The organism is Halobaculum saliterrae, from assembly GCF_009831625.1.
GTDB classification, from domain to species: domain Archaea; phylum Halobacteriota; class Halobacteria; order Halobacteriales; family Haloferacaceae; genus Halobaculum; species Halobaculum saliterrae.
In genome coordinates this window covers 243607-266020 of sequence record NZ_WUUS01000002.1, presented here as the reverse complement: position 1 = coordinate 266020, position 22414 = coordinate 243607, and the positions used below count along the sequence as shown (strand labels likewise).

16 protein-coding genes and 1 pseudogene are annotated in these 22414 nt (G+C 56.9%); 10 read left to right on the top strand and 7 right to left on the bottom strand.

All coding sequences use genetic code 11. The annotated features are described in order from the left end of the window. Nucleotides 1-19 precede the first annotated feature (19 nt). The 4 genes from GRX01_RS04155 to GRX01_RS04140 all read left to right on the top strand — a co-directional run bounded on the left by GRX01_RS04155 (nucleotide 20) and on the right by GRX01_RS04140 (nucleotide 4679). The gene (locus tag GRX01_RS04155; RefSeq protein WP_159663715.1) at nucleotides 20-574 is read left to right on the top strand and encodes a metal-dependent hydrolase; all 555 of its coding nucleotides are present in this window, start codon (nucleotides 20-22) and stop codon (nucleotides 572-574) included. 177 nt (nucleotides 575-751) lie between these two features. After that, on the top strand, nucleotides 752-1924 hold the full coding sequence (locus GRX01_RS04150; RefSeq protein WP_159663713.1) for an AI-2E family transporter: 1173 nt from the start codon (nucleotides 752-754) through the stop codon (nucleotides 1922-1924). Between the two features lie 285 nt (nucleotides 1925-2209). After that, on the top strand, nucleotides 2210-3316 hold the full coding sequence (locus tag GRX01_RS04145; protein ID WP_159663711.1) for a hypothetical protein: 1107 nt from the start codon (nucleotides 2210-2212) through the stop codon (nucleotides 3314-3316). A 433-nt stretch (nucleotides 3317-3749) separates the two neighbouring features. Then, nucleotides 3750-4679 carry a methyl-accepting chemotaxis protein gene (locus GRX01_RS04140; RefSeq protein ID WP_159663709.1) on the top strand — a complete coding sequence of 310 codons (930 nt, stop codon included), beginning with the start codon at nucleotides 3750-3752 and terminating at the stop codon, nucleotides 4677-4679. A gap of 161 nt (nucleotides 4680-4840) precedes the next feature. On the opposite strand, the gene GRX01_RS04135 is transcribed toward GRX01_RS04140, so the two are convergent. Next, nucleotides 4841-6292, bottom strand: coding sequence for a response regulator (locus GRX01_RS04135; protein WP_159663707.1), 1452 nt, complete (start codon nucleotides 6290-6292; stop codon nucleotides 4841-4843). Nucleotides 6293-6697: 405 nt separating this feature from the next. Here GRX01_RS04135 and GRX01_RS04130 point away from each other — a divergent pair, with 405 nt between their 5' ends. Beyond that, nucleotides 6698-7117, top strand: coding sequence for a type IV pilin (locus GRX01_RS04130; RefSeq protein WP_159663705.1), 420 nt, complete (start codon nucleotides 6698-6700; stop codon nucleotides 7115-7117). A gap of 45 nt (nucleotides 7118-7162) precedes the next feature. On the opposite strand, the gene GRX01_RS19695 is transcribed toward GRX01_RS04130, so the two are convergent. Further along, on the bottom strand, nucleotides 7163-7309 hold the full coding sequence (locus tag GRX01_RS19695; protein ID WP_449271448.1) for a DUF7563 family protein: 147 nt from the start codon (nucleotides 7307-7309) through the stop codon (nucleotides 7163-7165). Nucleotides 7310-7476: 167 nt separating this feature from the next. Between GRX01_RS19695 and GRX01_RS04125 the strand changes: the two genes are divergently transcribed. Next, nucleotides 7477-9018 (top strand): sensor histidine kinase, encoded by a 1542-nt coding sequence (locus tag GRX01_RS04125; RefSeq protein ID WP_159663703.1) that lies wholly within the window; start codon nucleotides 7477-7479, stop codon nucleotides 9016-9018. Nucleotides 9019-9126: 108 nt separating this feature from the next. Here the strand turns inward: GRX01_RS04125 and GRX01_RS04120 are convergent, their stop codons facing one another. From GRX01_RS04120 to GRX01_RS04105, 4 genes are all read right to left on the bottom strand, one after another. Continuing rightward, the gene (locus GRX01_RS04120) at nucleotides 9127-10368 is read right to left on the bottom strand and encodes a glycosyltransferase (protein ID WP_159663701.1); all 1242 of its coding nucleotides are present in this window, start codon (nucleotides 10366-10368) and stop codon (nucleotides 9127-9129) included. Nucleotides 10369-10888: 520 nt separating this feature from the next. After that, nucleotides 10889-11773 (bottom strand): CPBP family intramembrane glutamic endopeptidase, encoded by an 885-nt coding sequence (locus tag GRX01_RS04115; RefSeq protein ID WP_159663699.1) that lies wholly within the window; start codon nucleotides 11771-11773, stop codon nucleotides 10889-10891. A 243-nt stretch (nucleotides 11774-12016) separates the two neighbouring features. Continuing rightward, entirely contained in the window at nucleotides 12017-12367 is a 351-nt protein-coding gene (locus GRX01_RS04110; RefSeq protein WP_321167900.1) for a type II toxin-antitoxin system PemK/MazF family toxin, read from the bottom strand. Then, nucleotides 12364-12735 (bottom strand): MarR family transcriptional regulator, encoded by a 372-nt coding sequence (locus GRX01_RS04105; protein WP_159663697.1) that lies wholly within the window; start codon nucleotides 12733-12735, stop codon nucleotides 12364-12366. Before GRX01_RS04105 ends, GRX01_RS04110 begins: the two co-directional genes overlap by 4 nt. 361 nt (nucleotides 12736-13096) lie before the next feature. On the opposite strand from GRX01_RS04105, the gene GRX01_RS04100 reads away from it, so the two are divergent. After that, nucleotides 13097-13492, top strand: coding sequence for a GNAT family N-acetyltransferase (locus tag GRX01_RS04100; protein WP_159663695.1), 396 nt, complete (start codon nucleotides 13097-13099; stop codon nucleotides 13490-13492). A 292-nt stretch (nucleotides 13493-13784) separates the two neighbouring features. On the opposite strand, the pseudogene GRX01_RS19090 reads toward GRX01_RS04100, so the two are convergent. Continuing rightward, nucleotides 13785-13970: pseudogene (locus tag GRX01_RS19090) on the bottom strand (RNA-guided endonuclease TnpB family protein); the annotation flags it as partial. A 63-nt stretch (nucleotides 13971-14033) separates the two neighbouring features. Between GRX01_RS19090 and GRX01_RS18750 the strand changes: the two are divergent. From GRX01_RS18750 to GRX01_RS04085, 3 genes are all read left to right on the top strand, one after another. Continuing rightward, nucleotides 14034-14360, top strand: a complete 327-nt coding sequence (locus GRX01_RS18750) for a hypothetical protein (protein ID WP_201289499.1) — start codon at nucleotides 14034-14036, stop codon at nucleotides 14358-14360. Between the two features lie 68 nt (nucleotides 14361-14428). After that, nucleotides 14429-20524, top strand: a complete 6096-nt coding sequence (locus GRX01_RS04090; RefSeq protein ID WP_159663693.1) for a type IV secretion system DNA-binding domain-containing protein — start codon at nucleotides 14429-14431, stop codon at nucleotides 20522-20524. A 1541-nt stretch (nucleotides 20525-22065) separates the two neighbouring features. Beyond that, nucleotides 22066-22299, top strand: a complete 234-nt coding sequence (locus GRX01_RS04085) for a hypothetical protein (RefSeq protein WP_159663691.1) — start codon at nucleotides 22066-22068, stop codon at nucleotides 22297-22299. The last annotated feature ends 115 nt before the right edge of the window (nucleotides 22300-22414 follow it).

The following is a 22414-nucleotide window of genomic DNA, read 5'->3' as shown; positions in this document are numbered from 1 at the left end:
CCGGTCGGGATCGGGGCCAATGGTAGACATAACGGGCCATGTCGCGTTCGGATTGCTGTTCGCGCTTCCGGCGTGGCAGTTCTGGACCGGCAGGACGAGCGTCGCGTTCGTCGCCATCGCGGCAGTCGCCTCGCTGCTCCCGGATATCGATCTGTGGCTCGCAGTTCTGTTCCCCGGGGTGATCCATCACCACGGGGTGACCCACACAGTGGTGTTCGTGACCTGTGCGGCGCTGGTCGGCGGGGCGATCATCGCGGCGCTGGTCGCCGAGCGATTCGACGACTGGACCGGCGGCGAGCAGTTCGGTCGGCGTCGACTGTTCCTGTTCTCGTTCCTCGGGTTCCTTGCCGGGGGGCTCGCTCACGTGTTCGCGGATATGCTCTCCGCGCCGGACATCTCGACGCCCATCGAACCGCTGTGGCCGTTCCTCGACGGGTCGTGGGGTATCGACCTCGTCTGGTACAACGCCGGATGGATCAACGTCGGCTTTCTCGCGGTGATGGTGGTCGTTCACGTCGCGGTGGCGTATCTCACTACAACGGCTGCCCAACGGCGCCGGCTCTTCCCACGATGATCGTATCACGAGTCAGTACCACGTGTCGGAGTGGGACTGGTCAAGTGCCGGAGGTCCTCGTCGCTCAAAGAGTCCTCGCCCGGCGCTCGTGGAACCGTTGGATCCCGACCTGGGGGCGATCCTCGTGCCGAGCGGCCGCCTCCACCGTGAACGGAAGCGGTCGGAGGTGACTGTCCGATGACGCTATCAGTCCGCAACGACGTGTTCTGGTGGATCTACGTGGCGGCTCTCGCGGCAGCCGCCGTGTTCATCGGGCACTCCTTCGTCGGCGTACTCGTCCTCGGGCTGTTCGGGTACTACGCGACTCGTCCGATATGTAACCGCTTCACGGCGGCCTTCGGGTCCAAGCGGCTCGCGGCGGGAGCGACTGCGCTCGCCGTCCTCCTCCCGATCGTTCTGCTCTCGCTGTACGCGGGGGTTCGAATGGTTCAGCAGATCCGGCGACAGTTCGACGAGACCGTCTTCTCGATGCTCGGCTCGCGTGTCTCGGGGGTCGATATCGAGGGGGACGGTCCGGGTTCGTTGCTCAGAGATCCGCCATCGATCGACCAACTGACCGACCTACTGTTCGGGTCCGCCCTTCAGCAGGGATTGAACGTCCTCGATGCCTTGTTCGGGACGATCCTCCTGTTGTCTCTCGCGGTAACGCTGTCGTATGCCCTGCTCGTACACGACGAGGCGCTCTCGGGGGTGTTCGCGGAACTGGTCGGGGGTCCCGACGAGACGGTTTACTCCTACACGAAGGCCGTCGACGTCGACCTCCAGTCGATCTTCTTCGGCAACTTCCTGTTCGCGCTCATGATGTCCGTGATAGCGATGGCAGCCTACGCGATTACCAACCTCGTCGCGCCGCCCGGGGCGCGGATCCCGATGGTGTTCACGCTCGGGGTACTGACAGGCTTCGCCAGCCTCATCCCGATCATCGTCGGCAAGGTCGTGTACGTCCCCGTCGTCGCGTACCTCGCGGTCGCAACGACACGTGGAGGGGACGGGCAGTACGTCTTCGTCGGGGCCGTCCTCGTCGCGTACGTTCTCGTGCTCGATATCCTCCCCCAGTCGGTGATCCAGCCGTACATCTCGGGCCAGAAACTCGACCCGATCATCCTCCTCTTCGCATACATCCTCGGTCCCATCCTGTTCGGCTGGTACGGGTTCTTCCTCCTCCCGATCGTGTTCGTCCTCATGCTCGAGGCGGCCCGGATCGTCCTTCCCGAGCTCCTACACGGCGACCCCGTCGAGTCGGACCCCGAACTCGCCGAGGGGACCGGCGCCGACGTTGATGAGATACAGGAGGACGATGCCGACACGGCTTCGTCGGATAGCGATACCACGAGCACGGACGAACAGTGACCTCGTATTCAGGGGTCTGGAGCTGGTTGTGAGGAGTTCATTCCATGACGCTGCCCGCCACGATGTCCGGAGGAACCACGTTCGGGAATCCGTCCATGATGGGTTCGGGTGTCGACTCGACTGCCGATCTCACGATCACGACCTCGACCGTGATGACCGGCCTGCCTGTCACGATCGCGGCTCCGACGTGACCCGCTGGAGCGTCGGATACCCGTGAGATCGGCCACTACCTGTCGCGATCGCCGAGCCGAAACGTTATATATTACATTCATTTTAGGGCCGGGTATGCCAGGACGGAGGCGACGATCCCGAGCCGGTGGTGGGGGATCGAGTCGCCGCCGGTTCCTCTATTTGCTCGGCGGTGCGGCCGTTTCGGGCGCGCTCATCTCGTCGTCCGGGGCCTTCTCCACGTCTCGACTCTCGCGGCCGGTCGACGTTCAGTCGGCGTCGGATCCCAACGCGCTGCTGGGTCTCTCAATACCGCCGTTCGTTGACGCGGGTCAGAGCGGTCAGGAACTCGTCACGGTGACGAACAACGCGAGCACACCGCTCACCGTCTCCGTCGAACTCCCGGGAGCCTCGGGCACGGTGTCGCCGGCCAGTCGAACGATACAACCGGAGGAGTCCCGAGCGTTCACCGTCACCCTCTCCGCGGACGCTGCGGGCGGCGAGAACGCCCTCACGTTCGATGTCACCGCGACGGCTGGATCGTCAACGAAGATCTCCCTCAGTCGAAGCCTCGGGGTCCGAAACTTCCTCCGCAACCTGGAGGACCGCACGACGAACAACAACGCGTTCTTCTACCTCTCCTACCGGCTCCAGAACGTCGATACGTTCCAGTCGTTCGAGGTGGTCGTCAGGAACCTCGACCGGGGGTGGATCCCGACGCGGACGTACACGAGCACCGACGTCGAACACGTCTTTCGGATCCCGGAGTCCGGCTCCGACGGCGGAACAGCCGGGTCGACCTACGAGTTCGAGATGCGGGTCTACGACGCGGACGGCCTCGCACTGCAGCGGGTCCTGACGGACGTCGCGGACGGGAATAACCCGCAGGACAACGACGCTATCGGCGGTGGCCCGAACGACCCCGTCGTCGTCGGCTTCACGATCACGGACAACGAGCAGTACACCAACGCCCACTACGTCGTCGATTACGAGGTAGGGAACACGAGCAGTCTGCAGGAGGTCCGCGTCACCTTCGACAACCGATCGAACAGTTGGGCCGACGAGACCGAGACGAGTACCGACACGCCAACTGGAACGGTTACCTACGATCAGGGCGGAGTCGGCGGCGATACGTACGACATCACGGTCGAGGTCGTCAACGAAAACGGTATCGTCACGGACTCACTGACGAAGACCGATGTCGCCGACGGGGCCGATCCCTGAACGGTGAGTACTCTCGGTCAACGACATCTCGAACGCCCCCGCCGAAGAGAAACGGACGAATCTCTCGGGTCGTCCTTCACTCGCTCGCTGTCCCCGGTCACGTTCGAAGCCCCCGTCACTGCGCGACGACGCCTCAAAGAGCCAGATACTGCCTCGGGGGAGCGAACGCGGCCTGTCCGTCATTCTCGATGTGAGCACCATGGCTCACCTGAGGGCTTGGGGTCGCCACATACCACTTTTGCTTACTGGACTAAGCCAAAGTGGTTGTTGGGCCGCAGTGTATTGTCCCGTTTCGTCGTTTGGAGGGAGCCTGACCGGCGTTTTGTGGCGTACATACTCCGGGTAAACTGCATAATGATATATCGAACTGACCGAATGGGCTGTTGAGAACATTCAGGAGATCGTCGAGACCCTGACCGACAACGCCGACGAATTGAGTAGCACAAGCAAATCACTCAGTGCGAATAGTGAGGAGGTTACTGCCTCGATTCAGCAGATCGATGCCTCTTCGGTCGAACTTGCAGGGGGAGCTGAGAATCTCGCTGAGGAAACCCAACAGGCGAACGAGAACGTCGATAATCTCTCCGCGTCAATCGAGGAGATCACCGCGTCTATCCAGCAGATCGACTCACAGTCGGAGGAGGTTGCTGACATCGCCTCAAATGGTGTTGATGATGCGATGGAGACAGTCGATCAGATTCGTGATGCCACCGATGCGACTTCGATGGTTGCACAACGAATTGACTCTCTCGAGGAGAGCATGGAGGAAGTCGGCGAGATTATCGACATGATTGCAGAGATTGCCGACCAGACGAATATGCTAGCGTTAAACGCCAACATCGAAGCGGCTCGTGCTGGCGAAGCTGGCGAGGGATTCGCAGTCGTTGCCAACGAAGTCAAAAACCTCGCCGAGGAGTCACAGAAATCGGCTGACGAGATCGACGGGATCATAACGAACGTACAAGAGCAAACAGCAGATCTCGTCGAGAGTATTACTGAGGCCAACAGTGAGGTCGCAGATGGCGCCGACGAAGTGGAGAGTCTCGTCGAACGCCTCGAACGGATCGATGAACGGGCAAATGAGACGAGTACGGGACTCAAAGAGATCACTGACGCCGTCGAGTCTCAGGCCGAGAATGCCGAAGCGATCAGCGGCGTGATCGATGATACAGCGAGTATGAATGAAGAAATAACAACGTCAATCCAGCAAATCTCTGCTGGGATCGATGAACAGTCTGATGCAATGGAAGAGGTTGCGGCAAACGCCCAGCAACTTAGCATGATGAGCGATCAGATGTATAACCTTGTCGACGTGTTCAAGCTCGCTACTGACGAGAACGCCAATCTGGCAGATGCGAAGTGAAACCGTTACTCATGGGATGATACTTATTTGAATTCCAGTAGTTTCTATCAGATTTTGTTAATGTTTTCTCGGTTCTACTGTATCTGTCGCTCTGAAAGAATGTGAACTATCTGCTGCATATCTTGAACAGGGTTGTCAAATGCCCACCCGGCGTGTGTTTTTTATCCAGACGCCGGTCGCTCTACGTTCGTAAATTCAAATCGCGCCCCACCGTCTGTTCCCTCAATGGCCCGCACTTTCCATCCGTGGGCGAGGGCAATTTGGTGGACGCTCGTAAGACCAGTTCCCGTGCCGCTCTCCTTGGTGGTATATCCTGCCTCAAACACTGTTTGTCGGTCATCTTCGGCGATTCCCGGGCCATCGTCTTCAACGTAGAATCCGTTTGGGAGAACACCAAGGCGGATGGTAACCGTCTCTGTTCCGTGTTCCAAGCTGTTGCGGATCAGGTTCTCGAACAGTCGTACCAACGCGGTTTTGTTTGCGGTGATGTGGATAGGCCCCTGAACGTCTTTTGTAGCCTGTTTCGTCTCTTGTGACTCCCACGCATCAGCGAAGACTGCCGAAGCATCAACCGCGTTCACCTCATCGACGAGTGTGCCTGCTTTGATAGCGGTCGTCAATTCCTTTAACATCGCCACTGCTCTCGTCAGCGACCTCTCTGCCGGTTCGAAGTGTTCATCCTCACCCGTTTCACGTGCTAATGCAAGCCGCCCCTGCGCAATGTTCAGGATATTTCCGAGGTCGTGAGAGAGAACGTCCCCGAAACTTTCCAACTGCCGAATAGTCTGCGCCTGCGCCCGCTCGTGATCCAGTTTTGCCGACTCGTCCGAGAGGACTGCAATCACATGCTCAATGGAATCTGCGTCCTCCCAGAGTGGGGCTGCATTAATTGAGAGCCAGACTATCTCTCCATCGGGGCGACGAATTCCGTGTTCGACGTCATAGACTGGTTCACCAGTGTCTAGCACTTGTTGGAAGGGGAGTGCATCGTCGGGAACTGGATTCCCGTCTGCATCCACGATTTCCCAGTCTGCATCTTTGAAATTGCGGGTCGTGATTATGGCTTCCGAGAGGCCGAGCGTCGTCTCGGCCAATTCGTTCGCACGGATAATGCCCCCATTTCCGTCAAGCACGACGACAGCAGCAGGACTCAGACTCAACACTCGATCGAGGAACTGTCGGCTTCGTTCGAGTTCGTGCTGGGTTCGAAACTGATCGACGCTGTTGCGAATCCGGTTGGCTAACACGTCGTACTGGTCTGTCCCACCACCTTTCTGCAGGTAGTCAGTGACGCCTTTACTGATAGCCTCACTAGCGACCTCTTCGCTACCTTTGCCAGTAAAGAGGATGAACGGTATCTCTGGATATGGCCCTCGAACCGAGTTCAAGAACTCCAACCCGTTCATTTCTGGCATATCATGGTCGCTCACGATACAATCGATGCTATCGGATTGCAGACGGGCAAGCCCATCACGCGCACTTGTCTCGGTGATTACCTCGAAGTCGTCATCTTCGCGTTGGAGAAACGTCTGAACGAGATCGCCAAATTCTGGCTCGTCATCTACGTGTAAAATGCGGATAGCGCTATCCCTACCGCCATCGATGACACTCATACATCGTCACAGGACTCAATTCAGATTAATGATGGTGCTGAATACACCGCCTATCAACTTCCATAAGAGTCCTTATATACTTGAGTTGACTGTAGGATACTGGCGAATAAATTTCGCCTACCCAACACATGATGTGTACCGGACTTCTCCGGTACATCTCGTGGTTAGTATTTCTAATTGACATCCTCTCCGCCCTGAAGGGCAGAGCCTTCTCCTTGAATTTCCGCAATCCACTCAATGAGATGCTGAATCATCTTTTACCAGTACTACCCAGATTGGTATCACTTGTCACTATGGATTTATATACTTACTTCGCATATATCTATATAACATACAAGTCACTGTGAGGCATTATTTGCAGCACTAACGCAGTCTCACTAGGATGTCGTGTGTTGGGTACACAAAATGAACATCAAACAAGTCTTTACAGATGATCGTGCAGTCTCGCCAGTTATTGGTGTGATTCTAATGGTTGCAATTACGGTTATCCTCGCAGCCGTCATCGGATCGTTCGTCCTTGGGTTAGGGAACAGCGTCCAACAGACAGCACCAAATGCGAACTTCCAATTCGACTTCGAAGAGAATAGCGGCGTCTACAACGTCACGGCTACGCATACGGGTGGCAACACGATCGCAGGTGGGTCGACAGTGACATTAAACACCACTGATACCGCTGCCGTCGTAGTCACGCAGTTCGATTCATCGGTTTCAGCAGGCGACTCTGCTGAACTTGGGAATGTCTCCAGTGGATCTACTGTCCGTGTGATCTGGTCTTCGGGATCTGGAGAAACCACTCAGACTCTCGCGGAAAGAACTACGCCCTGACCTGATTAATACTCTGTATTCTTCTAACAGAGCGTTTCAGCCAGATTACGTTCGCTTCTCTCGAATCCCATGTTTTCCGCGTGTCTTGTCCTCGCAACTTGGACAAATCCGTGGCTCAGTGATTCCTTCGGGAGTGAATACCCGGGCATATCGCTCGGTTACGTGAGCCCCACAGTTTTGACATTCAGGCATGGAAACAACCGCGTGGGAACCAGTAATAGATTCTCCGGTCATATCTAAACAATTGATAGAATAATATTGTAGGTGCCTCATGCACTCTATTTCCGACTAGCCCAGAGCTGAATCTCTGAGAAGTATTCGATTACGAGGTCTTATATTTGCCACTACGTAGTTCCCGTATGGTCTCCTCTCCAAGTGCTGATCTTCTAATAACCGCCTTGGATGTATTCCCAGCAGAAGCAGCTGTTCTGGCTTCTGATGGAACGATTCTTTACACAAACGACCAGTGGCGTGCGTTCGGTTTGGAGAATGGGCTCGTTGGTGAGGACGCCGCCATGATCGATGAAAACTATCTCTCAGTGACGACTGGTGCAGATGAAGCACCTGCCCAAGAGGCTGCCGATGGGGTAGAAAAAGTGCTCGCTAACGAGCAGGCCCAGTTCACTCTCGAATATCCGTGTCACTCTCCCTCTGAACGTCGGTGGTTCCTGATGACAGTACAGGGATTTGAGTATCAGGGAAATCGCTTCGCCGTGATGGGCCATCTCAATATCACAAGCCGCAAGCTCGCCGAACTCGAGGTTCACCAGCAGAACACGTACCTCGAAGGACTCCACAGAGCAGTCAAAGACCTGTTACAAACCGACTCGCAGGAGGAGGCCGCTGAGCTTGCCATCCAGTATCTCGACCGTATCCTCGACTTTCCCATCGTCGGGCTTTGGCTCTACGATGACGCCCGCAACGCTCTAACGCCCGCGGCGGCCTCAGAGCAGAGTGACGCCCTCCTCGGTACGATCCCAACGTATCAGGAGGGCGAGGGCCTCTCGTGGGAGGTGTTCACCACGAAGGAATCTCGCGTGATCGATGACCTGACGGACGTTCCGGAGCGGTACAATCCTGAGACACCGCTCCGGAGCGAACTCGTCCTGCCGCTGGGCGAGTATGGCGTGCTCAACATCGCGGCGACCGAACCCAACTCGTTCGACGAGACGGACGTCACGCTGGCTGAAATCTGGGCCGGTACCGTCACGCAGGTGCTCGCCCGAGTTGACCGTGAAGCGCAACTTCGCGAGCGGGAACGGGAGTTAACCCGGGAGCGCGACCGCTTGGAGGAGTTCGCAGGGTTGGTGTCCCACGACCTCAGGAACCCGCTCAACATCGCGACTGGCCACCTCGAACTTGCCGGAGAGGACTGCGAGAGCGACCACCTCGAAACCGCTGCCCGGGCACTGACCCGGATGGAGCGGCTGATCGAGGACATGCTCGTGCTCTCCCGGCAGGGCGAGGTCGTCGGCAGCCGTGACGCGATCCATCTCCCGTCACTTGTCGAGGACTGTTGGGCGGCCGTCGAGACGGGTGCTGCGAGCCTTACCGTGACGACCGACGGCACGGTGGTGGCCGACGAGAGTCGGTTGCAACAGGTGTTCGAGAACCTGTTTCGTAACGCGATCGAACATGGGGGCCCGAGCGTGAGTATCACGGTGGGAGACCTCGCTAACGGATCGGGGTTCTTTGTGGCGGACGACGGTGACGGCATCCCGGATGCCGAACGCGAGGACGTGTTCCAAGCTGGCTACTCAACGACAGCCGAGGGCACGGGCTTCGGGCTCAAAATCGTCCATGACATCGTGACAGGGCACGGCTGGGAAATGTCCATCACCGACAGCACAGAAGGGGGCGCCCGATTTGAGATCACAGATGTTGAATTCCTTGAAATGTAGGTGCTCTACTCAGCGACTTGTGGATCGTTACCGATTAACGCCTCGTAATCTCCTCACTGAGCCACAGATGCATGGCGGCATCAAGACGGAGAAGGCGGTAGTAGGCTGTCAGTCATCAGCTTCTACCTCAGCTTCCGGATCGACTTCGGCATTTTCACCGGGACGGTTCTGACCGCGTCGTTGTCCGGTTTTGGTGTGTTCCGATACATTGTACTCTCGGAGTCGTTCATCGGCTATCTCGAGTGGAGAGACCTTCTTTGTGACTCTGAACGTCTCTGTTGGACTAAGTACGGCCCAGAACGCTCCTGCCGAGTGGATCAGCGCAACGACGGGAATGGTAATAAACAATAGAGCAAGTATCCAAACCCGCTCGGCGAAGTACCAGTACCCGAGAAATGCCCAACCAAACAGCCCCACCAACTGGAAGACGATGATGTACCAATAGTATGTGGGAAAGAACAAGTTCTCGATCGGCGTCACCAGTGGTAATGCGAGGGCGGGCGAGACAAACACGAGCGCCCATGCGGCGTTTCGCATCAACGAGAGAAGTCTATAGCGCAGCGGTAGCAAGTGGGAGTCGCGTGCGGCCCCCGAAATCCAGCGGCGACGCTGGTGAATCATTTCGCGTATTGACGGCGGCGCCTGATTCATCGCTTTCACGTCGAGATACTGAAGGTCGTAGTCGCCTGATCGTGCTGCCCGCCACACGAAATTCGTGTCCTCAGTTACCGTCTCTACGTCCCACGTCAGTACATCCTCAAGTTGCTTCCGAACGGCAAAGCCGCCGCCCCACGCATACAGCGGGTAGCGGAACTTCGGAAACGTCGCCTGCTCCAGTTGGAATCCCATCCGAAACATTTCGGCCAGATACGTGAGCCACGACGCGCTGCGGATCGGCCGCTCCGCCAATTGGATCATATCAGCGTCGGGGAGTCCGTGGAAGTCCCCCAACAGCGTATCCTCGTCGATGTACAAAACGAACTCACCCACACACTCCACCTCACGACGTGCCCACTCCACAGCCCGCGCTTTCCGTATGGCTTCACAAGTGAAGTCATCGGGGACGATGTGGACGCTCGCACCGAGGATGTCGATGTCAGTTTCGGCGACTACCCTTGTCGCCGCGAGGTTGTCGGGGAGTGAATTGACTGTGCCTTGGACGACTGCCTCGGCATCACGAGTCAGAACTCGCACCTCGACTGCAGAAGGGGGGTGCTCGATGGGGCCCTGAGGTGCGCGGCCGACAATCAACATTTCCCCGAGCCAGAAGAGTGTAGCACCGAAAAAAATCAACAGTATCGTCCAGCCAAAGACGGAGAAACCGAGACTGGCATACCAGATCGGCTCCATATAACACCAGAGCGAGGGATGAACGTATAATGGTAACTATCTGGACATAGTAGGTTGAGAATTGATTAAAATATAGTAATATTCTTCGGATAACAATTGTTCAAATAGTGAATTATAGTGGAAGATGTGTACTCAACTCAATCTAAGCACCGAGTTGAACCGTTCCAAAAGAAAGAGGAAAGTCACCGAATTCGTTTTTGTCTCTGTGGTGAGAGCTGTCTTTGCAGTTGCGTTCACTAGGTCAGGGGATTGCGAGTGAAGTCGCTCACCTGTACCTCTCGGAGATGCCTGTTTTTGCGGAACGTTGACCATCTTCGCCTCGGTGTACGCGTTCGAGAGGAATCGCTATCGAACTGGTCTTCCGCGGCTACGAGTTAGTAGGTACAACAGACCGAGAGGCCTAGTTGTGAAACGCGTAGCTCCGTTGAACTCCTCGGCAGCTGATATATTCTGCTCTGGTTCCGATCAATACTGTACATGCATCGAACTTGTTGCTTACTGTAGTTTTCGACAGGCACACTCACTCGAATATCCCCGAATATCCGACTTCCACCCGCTCAACGTTCGGTGTCCGGTCGGGCCCGGACGCCCAATACCGGTATCCGAGCGTCACACCGATGTAAATACACGCGGCGCCGACCCAGAAGGCCACGAGCGCAGTTCCCGCCCAAGACGTCCAGTCGATCACCAATGGCCACGTATTCCCAAGCCCGTGAAATAGGGCCACAAGATACAGGTTGTGGGTCAATTCGTAGAGGACGCCGAACAGAACGGCGGTGATAGCGGGTAACGCTGCGGCCCCGAGAGCTCCCTCGACACCGGCGCCGGCGACCAACGCACCCGGCGTGTGAAGGGCGCCGAACACGACACTGGTGAGCAGAATCCCGAACGCGACGTGGAGGCGAGTATCGTCACCGAGGAGAGCGATCATCTTCGACTGGAAGTACCCCCGAAAGGCAGCCTCCTCGACGAGTCCGATGACAAGGAAATTGAGGAGGACAAAAATCAGCCACGGCGTCGGCAGCGTCCCGAACTCCCGAGTGACTACCTCGGGGAGGTACCAGATCAGAGAGATGTCCCACTGATTGCCGACGACAACAGCGAGCCCGATTCCCAACACGTTCAATGCCACCCAGAGAACCCCGAAGGTGAAGACTGCCGGCACAAACTGGCGACGCGACAACCCCAGCTCGGGCACGCTGACGTTGTCGATATGGAGGAGTACCAGAACGGCAGCTCCGAGAACTGCGAACTTGGCGATCTCGGACACCAGTCCAATCCACGCCGGGGCATCGGAGACGGCCGCAGTGAGCGGCACCCATACCGCAGTGACGACAGCAAACGCGACTGCGAAGCCGAGGATCGTCCGAACACCTCCCCGGAATATGATTTTATTTTGACGCATGACTGCCGCGTGTGATCACAATTATATAAACATCTCGGTGATGCCTAGGCCTTCATATACCCTATCTTGACCGATCCAGTTTGTTCGCGTCTGTAGCGGTTCCGTGCATGATACGCACGGTGGATCTCGGGGGGTACTGGAACATCCACTTGAACCGATAGAACCCTCGATGGTCAATACGCACCAGCTATCTAACGGCTGTTTCATTTAGACAGCAGCCGAACAAAATACCAGAGTCAACCGCTACTGAAGTTCCTCAACCAGTGAGGCAACAGCCTCGTCAACGAGATCGCTGTCAAGGCGACCCTGCCAGAAGTCGATATCCTCGTGGTCAATCGATTGGACTCCCCACGGAGCGATCCGACTCTTGCTCGGAGTCCCACCACGTCGCCAGCTCTCCTCCGGTATCTCGATTAGCCCGTCCATCCAGGATTTCGTTGTCAGTGTCACTGCGATATACTGGTCGCCGTGGAACGGACGCCCTTCGTGATTCGAGAGAATGAGCCAGGGCCGAGCGTCTTCCTCGCTTTTGAACGGATCATCTCCGTAGACGACGTCGCCACGCTCGAAAATCAGGGTCTCTTCGTCGGTCACTGGTCGTCCCCGACACTCGGGTGGGGTTCCTCGGGTGCGTGCTCGCGCCACGCTTCCTTGTCTTCCTCCCCGAATCGTTCGTTGAGCAGAGTGGTCACTCGCTCGTAACCACTATATCTTTCGAGGCGATTGACGTCGTCGGTCACCGCCCAGTACGTCGCCTTGTGCTCGACGAGGTCGCGGTGCTTCAATCGCGAGAGAGCGGTGCTAACCGCGCCCTCGTCGACGCCAATCTGGGAGGCGATTTCGCGGGCTTTGAACGCCCGATCCTCCTTGGCGACGAGGAATCCCAGAACCTGATCTGGGACAGAAAGATCTGCGAGCTCGTCCTCACTTGTGTTATCGAAGGTGTCTCGGTCGATAGACATCGTTGAATGGAGATACGGTATGTACTGTAAAGAGTGTTAGGAGTGAAAGCTACGAAAATACTGGAGTTTAATTCTCTGTTGACCATGAGGCGGTTCGAGGATCGCATGCATTGAGAAGGCCAGCCTCAACTTCTGGACCGAACTCTACACTTGAGACTCGACCAATTCGTAGATCTACTCAACGACAGTTCCACTCCGAGTCCGACCGCGAGAACTCGGCTCAACGTGGTGGACAGCTTCTGTAAGTACGGGACAAGAGCTAATCAGTATGAGATTCAGTGATAATATGAAATTCCGTCAAGCCAGAAGCGACGACGCTACTGCCAGCGTCGATGAGCTCTGAATGCCGTTTGCCAAAGAGATGGAGAATCTGGATGACTACAACACACTCGCGTCTGACATCAGAACGGATGCTATCGATCACCGAGGGAAGAATCTCTCTCAAGCGAACTACTGTGCTCAACTCGCCGTCGAACATGATTCCTTTGTCGGATTCACAACAGGAGTGGTTCGACCCTCAGCACCGGTATTCGAGCGTGGGGCGACCCTCGCTATCAGTGAAGCATATGTTCGGCCAAACTGGCGTCAGCAAGGTATCGCATCCGCGCTCTTGAGGACACTCGAAGCGTGGGCGGATGAACGAGGATATGAAACGGTGTATCTTTCGGTTAACAAGAACAATCACGCCGCGAAAGCCCTCTACGAGCCCTTCGGCTTCGAAGCCAAACGTCTTCAGATGGTGAAAGCCTCCAACTGATGGATCCGCAGTTCTACTGACCGGCTGATTCATCCGAATCGGTGTGAAATTACCGATGGCCCAATGCTGAGTTCACAGCAGTAGAATGTCATCCCTTATCTGAACCCTATGAATGCCGAGGCCTTTCGAAATGGTACCGTCACATTAGAGGGGTTTGAACTACGTTGCGTTCTTTTATTTTATCATCCGTCATGAATTTGAGTAATTAATACCTTTGCTGGTCTGATGGGTCCACTGGATATTCACCAGCAGTACTCATATCAGATCGGCGTCGTAACAGCTTCTTAAATTTGGGTTTGCACCCTCCCTGCTCTCTCGTGTTGAACATCCCGCTCTCGCGGTTGCACAGAAAGACTACGGGTATGCCAACCTGCCGATATTCAATCTCCTAACGGAGGACTCTGAGTTATTTTCGGCGGATATTCACCGCACCGTTCACGTCTGCGTTCATTGTCGTCTCGCACGATAAATCTACGAAGCAATACAACAACGAGCCAAAATCGGGAAAACAACTTATACCAGCGTCAAGCACGAATCGAATATGCTTCCCCTCTCCACGAGTGCCGGTTTTCTTCTCCAGATCGTGACCTCTGGCTTCGGGTGTGACTACTACATCCCGATGGCTTACTCGATCACCACCAACGCGATGGTCACGTTCTTTCCGATGTTCGTGGGCACGCCGTTTCTGTTCCTCATATTCCTTCACAAAGCGAAGATCCCGAAGTGGAAACTTACGTCGTATCGGGTGCTCAAGTGGGGAATCCGAGTAACGGGCTCGCTAAGTGTGGTCTCTGTCATTGCTTTCGCCCTCATTCATCTCTTCGTTGGTCCAACCTGTCGCGGAACATTCTGGATATTCCATTTCTGACAACCGGGCCACCTTTGAAATCGGCGAAGTTTTACAAATGATAGCAGACTCCCTCTGACCAGTCACAGATGAACCTCCCATTTCTAAACAGCGGAGGGTACCAGCCCCTTCAGGTTGACGAGGAGCTCTATAGGTCGCTTCAGGATCGGACTCGCGATGAAGGAAATATCCTCATGCAGACTCGGCCCTACAAGGAAGGGCCCGGTCACGAGTACGCCGTCGAGGTGATCAAAACGTTCCAGCGTGGGGAAATTGATCGAGGGTTCCTGTCGCGGCTCTTGGGCAACGAGGAGTACCCCGGACCATTCTCCTTCGAAATCTGGTACGACGAAGGCCACATCAAGTTCGTCTGGTCCGTTCCCAACGACTACTGGTACAACACCCACCGAGAGATGATGGCCGCGAACTACCCGCGGATCCACATCCAGCGAACCGACAAAGCATTCCCCGGATTCACACCCGGCGACTACGTGAGTGGCGGCTACCTCACTCCTGACCGGAATATCTACCATCCGTTCAAAGGTATGGGACAGGGCGCACACGGGCAATTCGAGGACGACAAGAGCCCGTTCCGTAATATCACCTCGGCACTCATCGGACGGTCGGGAACATCGGCTGTCGCTCAGGTCATCTTCACCCCGGCAAACAGCGACTGGAGAGAGCGTCGTCCCGGATGGAGAAACGCCGGGAAGGTCTCCAGACACCTCAAAGAAGGCAACTTTGTTCACTCGTGGTTCAACCCGAAGATCGAAGATCCCACTCAGAAACAGCTGCGGACGGCCAACGCCATCGAAGATATGGCCGGAGAACCAGCGTTCTACGTCAACATTCGCTACTTCGTCTTTGGGGAAAACGAAGAATTCGTCTCACAGGCAGCAGGGCAAATCGGCAACGCCTACGTCGGCACCTATCACAACCCCGACTACGATCAGCAGTTCAGAGACGTCCCCGTCTCAGGGAAGTCGCTCAAATGGCTTCTCGAGCAAGCGGTCGGCCGCGAGTGGGAACGGGAAACCGGCCGTCCACAAGACGACTTCCAGAACTTCCCCCTTACGCCTCCGGAGCTCGGCGCGATCGCTCACCTCCCGAACAACGCTGTCGAGACACCCAACGTCCAGTTCACTCGGCGTGGGCTTGGCTCGCAGGCGCCAGCGGACGCCCCCCGAAAGGTGAAAGCGGTCGATGCGCTCCCCTTCGAAGACTACACTGTCGGTCAAACTGCCGCCAATGGAGGCCTCTCAGCAACCCGTACTGGACTCCAATCCGGCGATTCAGTTGACCCAGCTCCGGAGGACGCCCCTGCCCTCGACGGCGACGTCGACGAGTCCATTCCAGAACCCGAACAGGGGGCGTGGGAAGAAGGTGGAGCCGCTCAGCGCGTGATGGGCGAAGCCACGTTCGACAAGACCCTACAAGAACCGGCCGAGCAGTTTGAGGGCGAGCGGCGTGAGGGGTTCCTGAAACTCCACGACCGCTATGAGTCGGACAACCTCACAGTCGAAGACCTCCGAGAACACGCTGAAACCGACGAACAGGCAAAGCAGTACATCCGTCTCCTCGAAGCTCAGAGCGAGTATGAGCGACGGTATGACCCGGACAACCCGTATCAGGGAGGGCCGGACAACCTCCCTGCCCCCGCTCGCGAGATGGACGAGTCCGCGATCACGCCTGATAGCGTGGAACGGGAGTGGTGCTTCGACCCTCACACGAACGAGGATCGCGCCTACGAGGTGAAGGTCCACGACGAAGACGGGAACGTCTACATGGGCCAGGACGTGAAGAACGAACTCATCGACGTCCACGAGGAACACCCGGACTCCCCAATCTGGTTGGGCTACCTGAAGGACAACCGCGTCGGCTTCCACGAGATCGGGATCGAGAAGAGCTCCTGGTTCCGCCACATGACGATGTTCGGCATGACGGGGAACGGGAAGTCCACCGCTCAGAAGAACATCCTCAACCAGATCGCCCGGAAGGGCTACGGCTTCTGTTACATCGACCCGAAAGGGGACACCGTCGACGAGTTGATCACGGAGATTCCCGAGAACCGGATGGACGACGTCATCTGGATCGAGCCCGGGTCCGAAGACTTCGATCAGGTCGTCGGGATCAACTTCCTCGAGGCGACGAAGGAGCCGGGCACAGTCGCCTACAACAAGGAGGTATCGTCCATCGTCGACGACCTCGTGGCGATCCTGAAAGGCGGCGACTACTGGGGCCCGAAGATGCAGGGGATCACCACCAACATCGCTCGGGCGATGATCCGGTCGCCGAAGCCCTTCACGCTGACCGACATGTACCACGTCATCATGTCTAAGCAGTCCCGGCGGGCGTTCGCGGACATGATCAAGCGGGAGGGCCGCCGCCTCATGGACGAGGAGGGCCTCGACGAGGACAACAAGGAGGCGATGATGAACATCCACTCCTACACCGAGAAGATCGCGGAGATGGATGACGCCGAAGTGGACGCCGTCGTTCGGCGTATCCAGTCGTGGGTTGAGGACCCGCTGGCCCGCGGCATCGTTGCCCACCGCGAGGGGACGGTTGACCTCGCGGAATCGGTTGAGGAAGGCAAGATCATCCTCGTGAAGATCCCCATCGAGAGTGAAGACCTGAAGCGGGTCGTCTCTACCGCGGTGATGCGCCGGATTTGGTCGGCAATCCAATCCCGCCGCGAGGAAGAGGAGCTTCGCGAGCCCTACTTCACGTTCATCGACGAGTTCGATTGGGTCGAGAGCGAGGAGATGGACGTCGAGGCCATGCTGTCGAAGGCCCGCTCCAAGAAGATGGGTGTTGGGCTGGCGAACCAGAATCCCGGTCAGATCACCGAGGAGACCCGCGACCAGATGTTCGCTAACAGCCGGACAATGGGCACCTTCGGGATCGGCCTCCCGGAAGACGCACGCCTGCTCGCCGAACGACTCGGTGAGCAGGTCGACGGCCCCGATATCGAGGACATCCCGCGGTTCGTGATGTACCTCCGCATCCTCCTGCAAGGAGAACACGAGGAGTACCTCTCGGATCCGATACCCGTCAACACGTTCGCGGACTACCCACCCGAACGGAGTCGTGACGAGGCGAAAGCCAAGCTGGTGAACTCGTTGGACGAGTACGGCGTCCCGCCGCTGGAGGCCAACATCAACGAGACGGCGATGCTCATCCACAACCTCGGGAACGACGAAGCAACCCAACGCCACTTCCTCCAAGCGATCCGGGAAGTGCAGTTGGAACGCGGAGCTGAGGCCGTCGCCCTCCGCCGGGTCGCGGAAGTGTTCGAGGAACGTACCGGCCGCTCCATCGACGACTACCCGAACGGTCTGAAAATCAACCCCGACCACTTCAACCGCTACGTCCAGATCAGCGAGGATGTCCAAGGAGAAGAGCCGGACGACGGCGTCTCCGTTCCGAAGGACGAACTACTCGAGAAGGAGACTCCCCCCGGCACCATCGCCTACACCGACGTGACGGAAGGCGAGGACGAACACCTGATCGCTGACACCGAGGGTGCTGTGACCATCACCGAGGAGGGAATGGCGTTCGTCCTTGCAGCCGACGAAGGCTCATTTGAGATGACGGACGTCCACCGGACGATACTCTCCCACGGGTTCGATTGGTTCTCCCGGGCCGGCTTCCAAGTCTCGATCCTCGCCCAGTCCAAGAAAGACGATATCAGTGACGCCGAGGGTGAGCTGCCCGGTGAACTGGACGAGTCCTCGCCGCGTGCGCTGAAGCAGTCCATCGAGCGGCTTGAAGAAGAGCACGAATTGGCGTACGACCTCGGAGACAGCAAGGACATCACCATCGAGGCGGAGGCATCGCTAACGAAGCCTGCGGGTCCGCTGCATAACCTCCAACGCGGAGTGAATCAGGGCAAGAAAGTGTTCTTCCTCACGCAGGACGGCCGCGTGAACAACCGCAAGCGGGAGCACGACGCAAGTACACTCCACGGGTATCTGACCGATCCGCCGCTCGCCAGCCGTGAGAACGTCTGGGAAGATAACGAGGGCAATGTTCACGAAAGCCTGATCCTCTACAACCGCACCGAATTCCTCGACTTCTCCGACGAAGACGAGGCCGACAAGTTCGCTCTCATCCGCAAGGGGAACCAGACCGTGTGGGAGTGGGACGGGAGCCAACTACGGCTCTACGACGGTAGTGGACCGGAATCCGCCGAGCGTGGTCGCATGGGAGCCGGCAAACTCGATGATCCATCAGTCAATACCGTCGACTCCTGGTGTCGCTACGACACCTACGAGGACGAGTGGGAGGTCTACAGCCACGACAACCGCGAACTCCTCTACGACTCGCTTGAGGAATTGGAAGAAGAGTGGCAGCGCGTCCGCAAGCCGTTCCTCCCCGAGTACGAGTTCGACGACCTGCCCACCGAAGACGACTGGGAGATCGTCATCATGCCGACCGACCCCGAACAGATCGAGAAGCCCGTCGACGCGATGCCGCGTGTCTACGACGGCGAAGAAACGAAGCCCCTCATCGACGAGGACTACTGGGAGCAATCCTTCGGGCAGACGTTCGAGACCGCCTTGCTCAGGGGCTTCGGGGAGTCATCCAGCAGCAACGGCCAGATAGCCAGCAGTCACCACCAGCAACTCTACGACACGGTGTCTCGCAAGTTCATCACCGCAGAGAAAATGCGTGATGAAGACGCCAGTCTTCCGTCGATCGAACGCAACCACACCGCCAGCGTCGATTACGGTGGGAAAGAACCACTGACTCGTCTCTTCTGGGAACAGGTCTGGAAGCGTCACGGCGAGGGTGTCGACCTTGACGCTCCCATGGACGCCAGCACGCTCAAAACCGCGATGAAGGGTGCCCACGCCATGACCAACAACCGCGAGGAGGCCATACAGGATGCTGTTCTCGCGGGTCACTTGATCTACACCGACATCGGATTCTTCCTTGCCCCACCGCGCGGAGACCGTGTGTCGCTGGTCCTCCGTAACAACACCGACGAGTACGTCCAGCGTGAGGCGTGGCGTGCCGTGTGGGAGGCGAATAACATCTCGCCCGGCGAGACGATCACTAGTACAGGCTTTGCCGCGAACGCGCTGAACCGTGGCCCCTTCACTGGCGACGACGCTGTCAGACCCCGCGTCCGAGCAGCGGTCAAAGCGTCACTCTCCAGGGGCACACTCGAAGAAGTCGAGGATGAAGGCCCCGGTGGCAAGACGATCGTGTCGTACCGGCTCCCAGCGCGGGACCCGCCCGAAGAATGGGTCCACGTCTGGAACTTCGCCCGCGTCGATCAGGAGGAAATCTTCCCCCGCCACGAGCTCCCCGGACTCGTCGAAAACGCTCACGATATCCCGCAGGATGTTGCCGAGGAACACATCGAGACAGCTATCCGAGCCAACGTGCTCCTCGAGGCAGAAGGGTTCGTCTCCTTGAACGACCCGCACGACTCGTCGACGTCGTCGATCGATTGGGACCTCTATCTCGAAGAGATGGGGGACGGCAACGATGACTCAGATGGCGGATCTGGTGGTGGACCAGACACCACTACACACGAGGACAGCACCACCGGCCAGCAGGAACAGGCTGGAGAAGCGACCGCCCCGACTGCCGACGAGGCAACTACTGGGCAAGCGTCAGCCAGTGGAGTGTCTGCAAGCGGAGACGCCACAGACTCGTCCACCGAAGCGCCGGCCACCGTGTCAGATGATGGCGACAATCAACAACCTGCCGCAGGTGCGAAGCAGGAAGAGACCGAGGAAGCAGTCGCACCACTCGATGTGGATACCGTAATTGATGCGTCAAGTTCTGTCGGAGCACACGATAACTCGCCCGGTGAGGATGAAGACGTCCAACTGACCGTCGATGACCTTACTCAGGAGGAGTCGATGGAGCGGTTCGCAGACTATCACATTACAGATAGTGCGGAGGTTGCTCCCGAACAAAATGTCGACTACCTACAAGTCCCATCGAGGACTGCGTACCATGCCTACGAGATGTTCTGTGAGAAGAACGACGTGGAGCCGCGAAACGTGCAGAACATCGGAGACATGGTCGATTACCTCGGCTGTAAGAAGGAAGTCCAACGGGTGAATGGAACGGCTGCCACTCGTCTAATCGGGGTAACTCTTGCACAGACTGGTGAAGAGTTAGCCGAGATGCACCCTGACTCAGACGACCAGCTAGAAATCTAAATCGGTCAGAAAATCAGAAACCTATCTGGATTCTGGTATAGTAGTTCGGCTCAATGTGTAGTGGAGCAAACGCTGTTATCGAGAGAGACTGATACTGATTCACTCTGTCCGATCTACACTCGATAATCATGCAGCGACTCAAGCGAAGTCAGCGGTCACTCTCGCCATACGATTCATCGTCGACAGGTTGGATCCTTTTCAATTTGGGTCGTTTGTGAGACTCGAACGACCAGAGATATTGGAATATTAATCATCATAATTTTACTCGAAATATAATATACATCTTTTGAATATGACACAGTAAAACATACTCGAGATTTCTCATTACGCATGACCACTTCGCTGTAGAGATATGACCCGGGTAGAGTCGACGATGTTGGTCCCACAGACTGAATGCTGGGCTGTGAATCTATTTCTGAAAGGTGATATGTGATATTACTAACCAGCGTGGATCGGGGCTTTGAGTCTACTCAGCCCGCCCGTTGTTCACCTCCAAGTCCGGCTCATACTGCCCCGCTAGTGGATAGGGGGTCAGGCCCATCGAGATCCAAGTTGCTCTCACTCTCCTACGTGTTGGGGACAAGGGAATGACTCGACATCACTCTCTGACCCAGCGTGTTAACCCACATATTGGAATGTTATCTCAAACCCAGTATCGCCGCCGGTTGAGAATAGCATCCTCTCAGTCCACATTGAACTACCAATTCTCGTATGAGTGTTAAGGGGTGCCCTGTACTGGTGGTAAGGGTGCTGTTAAAGGGTGGCCGAGGTTCCGAAAACCTGCAAAAAACCATAGTGCGGCGGGTTAAGATGATATTCTGGACCCCTTAACACTGCCATCGAGGCAAAATGTATTATTAATTGCTATACTGATTCTCAAATGGGACCTAGAATTACTGTACGTAGTCGTGTTAGAGGGTGCTGTTAAGGGGTGCTATCAAGGGGTTCACGTCAGACGATATAGCTAGATTTCGAGATTGCTTATTAACTCTCAAATTCTACTCTTAGAGGGCTTCTATCATGCGAAAACCGACGAACAATGGCTATCTGTTAAGGGATAGTTTATTTCAAGATTTGCGCCGAGGGGAGGGGTACATAAAGTCCGTATTGAATAACCCCCTATAAGACGTTACGGAGCACAGCTCCTGTCTCCAAGGCCGACAGGCCAAGTAGAATCGAAGACACCGCCAAGCGGCCAGTGGGGCCTTCGAACTCTCAGGGAGCTGATATAGGAATGAGCGGGTGTGGGTTGGCTATGACGGCAGCCGAAGATGGACGACTGGCCGATCGACTAGCAGGGGAGTGGCCCCGCCACAGCGGATCGGCAGTCGCCGATTGCGACTGAAGATGGAGGGTGAGGGATACTGGAAGTGGTGGAGGATCGGCAGTGATGCAACCGGACCGTGAGGCAATCGCCGCTAGGTGGAAGGGGAAGGGCAGACGAGCCCACCGGCTCTTTCCTGACCGCCAGTCAGAGAGGACCGCACACGCTGGAAGCTCTATCAGTATCTCGATACATCACCGACTCGCAAGCCGAGTAGTTGTCCGACATCCCGTGGGCAGTCGGCCCAGGAGTCACCACCGTCGACGTCGACCGCGACGACTCGAGCCGGGGGGACAACCCGTGGCGATCGGGCCGCACCGACGGCGCCGCGACACGCCGCGTCGACGAGGTCGTCACCCCAGCGCAAGTGGAGCCGATCGGCGCGGCTATCGACCACCCCATCGACCGGGGCTACGCACGGGAGAAGTCTGTCCGTGTGATCGACGAGTGACCATGAGAGCCCCATGGGGATGGACGGACAGTGAGGAGTGACCAGTGGGGGGCGAGTCGGCAGGAGCCCCATAGGGGCAGACGCAGATCGAACCGGTGGGACACCACCTCCAACG